Origin of the sequence: Pseudomonas sp. (assembly GCF_026224925.1) — a bacterium.
GTDB lineage: Bacteria > Pseudomonadota > Gammaproteobacteria > Pseudomonadales > Pseudomonadaceae > Aquipseudomonas.
Genome location: NZ_JAMFRV010000349.1, coordinates 1 through 4,625, shown reverse-complemented (window position 1 = coordinate 4,625; position 4,625 = coordinate 1). Strand labels below are relative to the sequence as shown.

Sequence of the window (4,625 nt, the reverse complement as noted above, 5' to 3'; positions counted from 1 at the left end):
CCGAACGTCGGCAAGTCCACCTTATTCAACCGCCTGACCAGGACTCGCGACGCTATTGTCGGCGATCTGTCCGGTCTGACCCGTGATCGCCAATACGGTGAGGCAAAGTGGCAAGGGCGCTCCTACATTCTGGTCGACACCGGCGGTATCTCTGGTGATGAGCACGGCATGGACGAAAAGATGGCCGAGCAGTCGCTGCTGGCCATCGAAGAAGCCGATGTTGTGTTGTTCCTGGTAGACGCCCGTGCCGGTTTCACCGCCGCTGACCAGATGATTGGCGAACACTTGCGCAAGCGTGGCAAGCGTTCATACGTTGTTGCCAACAAGGTCGACAACATCGACCCGGAAATGGCCCGCGCAGAATTCAGCCCGTTGGGTATGGGCGACGCAATCCCGGTTGCCGGCGCACACGGTCGTGGTATCACCCAGATGCTGGAAATCGCCTTGGGCGACTTCCCGAAAGACCCTGAAGAAGAAATCGACGAAGAACACGTCGAAGAAGGTCAGGAAGCCAAGCGCATCCCAGGCCCGAGCGAAAAAGACGGGATCAAGATCGCAATCATCGGTCGTCCTAACGTCGGCAAATCGACGCTGGTCAACCGCATGCTCGGTGAAGACCGGGTTATCGTTTATGACGAGCCTGGCACCACCCGGGACAGCATCTACATCCCGTTCCAGCGCGGCGACGAAAAGTACACGCTGATCGACACCGCTGGTGTGCGCAAGCGCGGCAAGGTCCACGAGGAAGTTGAAAAATTCTCGGTGGTAAAAACCCTGCAAGCGATCAAAGACTCCAACGTCGTAATTTTTGTGATGGACTCCCGTGAAGGCGTGGTCGATCACGACCTCAACCTGCTGGGTTTCGTGCTTGAATCAGGTCGTGCACTGGTTATCGCGCTGAACAAGTGGGACGGCATGACGCCGAGCGAGCGCGACTATGTGAAGGTTGAGCTGCAACGTCGGTTGTTCTTCGTCGACTTCGCTGACATTCACTTCATCTCCGCCCTGCACGGTACTGGCGTGGGTAACCTGTACCAGTCGGTGCAGAACTCATTCATGTCTGCGGTTACCCGCTGGCCGACCAATCGTCTGACCCAGATCCTTGAAGACGCAGTCAGCGAGCATGCTCCGCCGATGGTTGGCAGCCGCCGCATCAAACTGCGCTATGCGCACTTGGGTGGTGCCAACCCGCCGTTGATCGTGATCCACGGTAACCAGGTTGAGAAAGTACCCAAGTCTTATGTCCGTTATTTGGAAAACACCTACCGCCGTGTGTTGAAGCTGGTCGGTACGCCAATCCGGATCGAGTTCAAGGGTGGCGAGAACCCGTACGAAGGCAACAAGAACACGCTCACAGACCGTCAGGTCAATAAGAAGCGTCGAATGATGTCGCACCACAAGAAAGCCGACAAAAAGCGCAAAGATAAGCGCTGATTGTGTAACGGAGTTTCTCAAGAAAGGCGCCAATGGCGCCTTTTTTTATGCGCGTCGTATGGGCTATCCTTCTTGTCTCCCGTGCCCCGTAGAGCCGGGGCTAGCAAGGTAATAGCCGATGATCACCAGTAAGCTGCCGAACGTCGGCACCACCATCTTCACCACCATGTCACAGCTCGCGACCCAGACAGGTGCGATCAATCTGTCGCAAGGGTTTCCTGACTTCGATGGCCCGCAATCATTGCGCGATGCCGTGGGTCGCCACATTGCCGATGGCCACAACCAATATTCGCCGATGACCGGTTTGCCGGCCCTACGCCAACAAGTCGCGGCGAAAATCGCCCGCAGTTATGGTCGCCAGGTTGATCCTGACACTGAAGTCACCATCACCCCCGGCGCAACCCAAGCTATCTTTTGCGCGATTCAGACGGTGATTCATCCCGGCGATGAAGTGATCGTGTTTGACCCGTGTTACGACAGCTATGAGCCGTCGGTCGATCTGGCAGGTGGCCGCTGCGTGCATGTGCAGCTGAGTGATGGCGACTTTTCCATTGATTGGCAGAAACTCGCTGACGCCATCACCCCGCGTACCCGGATGATCATCCTCAACAGCCCGCACAACCCGACGGGTGCGTTAATCAGCCGTGCTGAACTTGATCAACTGGCGGCGCTGATCGCCAACCGCGATATCTATTTGGTCAGCGACGAAGTGTACGAGCACCTGGTGTTTGACGGTATGAAGCACGTCAGCATCCTGGCACATGAAGAGCTGTATCAGCGCGCCTTCGTGGTTAGCTCGTTCGGCAAGACCTACCATGTCACCGGTTGGAAGACCGGCTATGTGGTCGCGCCGCCGGCACTGACTGCAGAGTTGCGCAAGATTCACCAGTACGTCAGCTTTTGTGGCGTGACGCCGTTGCAATACGCCTTGGCTGACTTCATGGCTGAATGTCCCGAGCACGTGGAGGAGCTGCCGGCGTTCTATCAGGCCAAGCGTGACCTGTTCTGTGATTTGCTTGCACCGTCGCGCTTCACGTTCGACCGTGTAGGCGGTACGTACTTTCAGTTGGTGGATTATTCGCAGATTCGCCCAGACTTGAATGACGTCGACATGTCGCTGTGGATGACCCGTGAGCACGGGGTCGCGAGCATTCCAGTTTCGGTGTTCTACCAGTCCCCGCCGCAGGGCCAGCGGCTGATTCGTTTGTGCTTCGCCAAACGCGAGGAGACGCTGCGTCAGGCAGCCACAAAACTATGCGCGATCTAAGAGTTACCCGACCTTAACATTGCATTGGTCCAGACCACCTTGGTCTGGCATAACCGCCAAGCCAACCTCGACCACTTTGAGTTGTTGCTTGATCAGGCAGCAGGTGCTGATCTGGTCATCCTGCCGGAGATGTTCACCACCGGGTTTACCATGGACTCCGAAGCCCAGGCAGAGCCGGAGCAGGGTCCTACGCAGACGTGGATGTTGGCCCAGGCGAAAAAGCTTAACGCCGTGGTGACGGGCAGCGTGATTATTTGTGCTGCTGACGGCAGCCATCGCAATCGCCTGCTGTGGGCTAGGCCTGATGGCGAGGTTCTGCATTACGACAAGCGCCATCTGTTCCGCATGGCGGGCGAGCACAAGCATTACACACCGGGTGAGCGTCAGGTTCAGTTCGAATTGAAAGGCTGGCGAGTTCGACCACTGATTTGCTACGACCTGCGTTTTCCGGTCTGGAGTCGCGACGCGCAAGACACCGATTTGTTGCTGTATACCGCCAATTGGCCGGGCGCTCGGCGTCTGCATTGGAATCGGTTGTTGCCGGCACGGGCCATTGAAAACCTGTGTTATGTCGCTGCGGTTAATCGGGTAGGGGTTGATGGCAAAGGTTTCACCTACACCGGCGATAGCCAGGTTATAGACTTTCAAGGTGAAACCTTGTTGAGTGCCGGCGAGGCCGATGGCGTGTTCCACGTCAGCCTCAACGCCGCCGATTTAGCCGCCTACCGCACTCGGTTTCCGGCAAATCTGGATGCGGATGTGTTTGAGCTGCAATAGTTATTACCCCTGAAAGGTATCATCAATCCGTTTGGGGGCGTTTCACCGGGAATGATACGAAAGGCTTTATCTCCTTGAGCACGAACATGCTCTGCATTTCCTTGATGCCAGGTAACTGCCGGACAACGGTCATAGCAAAATCAGCAAAAGAATCTAGATCACGTGCCACCACCTGCACGAGAAAGTCGGCGTCGCCACCGATGCTGTAGCACGCCACCACATCCTCCAGTTGCATGACTTCCTGTTCGAATTTCTTTGCTTCGGCTTCGCTGTGGCGGTCGATGTTAATGCGGATGAAGACCATGACCCCCAAGCCTATTTTGCGTCGGTCGAGCACAGCCCTGTAACCCTGAATATAGCTATGTTCCTCCAACTGCCTGACCCGACGCCAGCACGGTGAGGCAGACATGCCGATATGGTCGGCCAGGGTCTGGTTAGTAATCCTGCCATCTTGTTGCAGAGCCGTAAGAATTTTGACATCGGTGAGATTCAGCGCTTGAACGGTCATAAATTCCCCTTTCCTGTGTTCATGCGGCAGATTCTACCTATTCTGGTAGTGCAGACAATTAAAGTAGAAATAATATTCCCGTCCAGCAGGTGTAATCTTTTTTCCAGTTTCAGGGTTTCAGCCGTTGGAATTACCGCGCTTCTATCCGCTATGCCAATCAATGTCGGGTGCTTCGTTGGGTTAAATAAAGTGAGTTGACCGCTATTTGACGTAGTGGGCCACAGATAAGGATTGAGCAAGTAACCGCTAATTATCCGCGTTCAAATAATAAATTACTTAAGGATCGCCCATGCTCGACATGACAGAAATACTTTCCTATTCAGTAGCGCTTGGTATTGCCGCCGCGATTCCCGGCCCTGGTATGGCAGCGTTGGTGGCTCGGAGCGTCAGCGGTGGTGCGTTGTCGGGGTTTTGCCTGCTGTTCGGACTGATCCTTGGTGATCTGACTTACCTGTCGTTTGCAGTCTTTGGTCTGGCGATGGTTGCCGAGCACTTCAGCGCGTTATTTCAACTGGTGCGCTGGGGCGCTGCACTGTATCTCTGCTACCTGGCTTGGCAGTTTTGGTTCGCCGACCATCAGGCAATCGAAGGGGGCAAACCGGCTAAGAAGGAGTTGCTGTCGGCGGCAACATCTGGACT

General features: G+C 55.4%; 5 protein-coding genes. 4 read left to right on the top strand and 1 reads right to left on the bottom strand.

Annotated features, from left to right (window positions below):
* From der to M0974_RS15230, 3 genes are all read left to right on the top strand, one after another.
* Positions 1–1,434, top strand: a 1,434-nt coding sequence (der, locus tag M0974_RS15240; RefSeq protein WP_297838224.1) for a ribosome biogenesis GTPase Der, incomplete at its 5' end; no start/stop codon positions are given.
* A gap of 118 nt (positions 1,435–1,552) precedes the next feature.
* Complete coding sequence (locus M0974_RS15235; RefSeq protein WP_297838221.1) at positions 1,553–2,701, top strand: pyridoxal phosphate-dependent aminotransferase; 1,149 nt, start codon at positions 1,553–1,555, stop codon at positions 2,699–2,701.
* Positions 2,702–2,719: 18 nt separating this feature from the next.
* Positions 2,720–3,478 carry an amidohydrolase gene (locus tag M0974_RS15230; RefSeq protein WP_297838227.1) on the top strand — a complete coding sequence of 253 codons (759 nt, stop codon included), beginning with the start codon at positions 2,720–2,722 and terminating at the stop codon, positions 3,476–3,478.
* 22 nt (positions 3,479–3,500) lie between these two features.
* Here M0974_RS15230 and M0974_RS15225 read toward each other — a convergent pair whose 3' ends face one another.
* Positions 3,501–3,986, bottom strand: coding sequence for an Lrp/AsnC family transcriptional regulator (locus M0974_RS15225; RefSeq protein ID WP_297838219.1), 486 nt, complete (start codon positions 3,984–3,986; stop codon positions 3,501–3,503).
* Positions 3,987–4,275: 289 nt separating this feature from the next.
* On the opposite strand from M0974_RS15225, the gene M0974_RS15220 reads away from it, so the two are divergent.
* On the top strand, positions 4,276–4,625 hold a 350-nt coding region (locus M0974_RS15220; protein WP_297838217.1), incomplete at its 3' end, for a LysE family transporter.

Coding starts and splice junctions, on each gene's coding strand:
- M0974_RS15235 (WP_297838221.1), top strand. CDS start 1,553: ATGATCACCAGTAAGCTGCCGAACGTCGGCACCACCATCTTCACCACC.
- M0974_RS15225 (WP_297838219.1), bottom strand. CDS start 3,986: ATGACCGTTCAAGCGCTGAATCTCACCGATGTCAAAATTCTTACGGCT.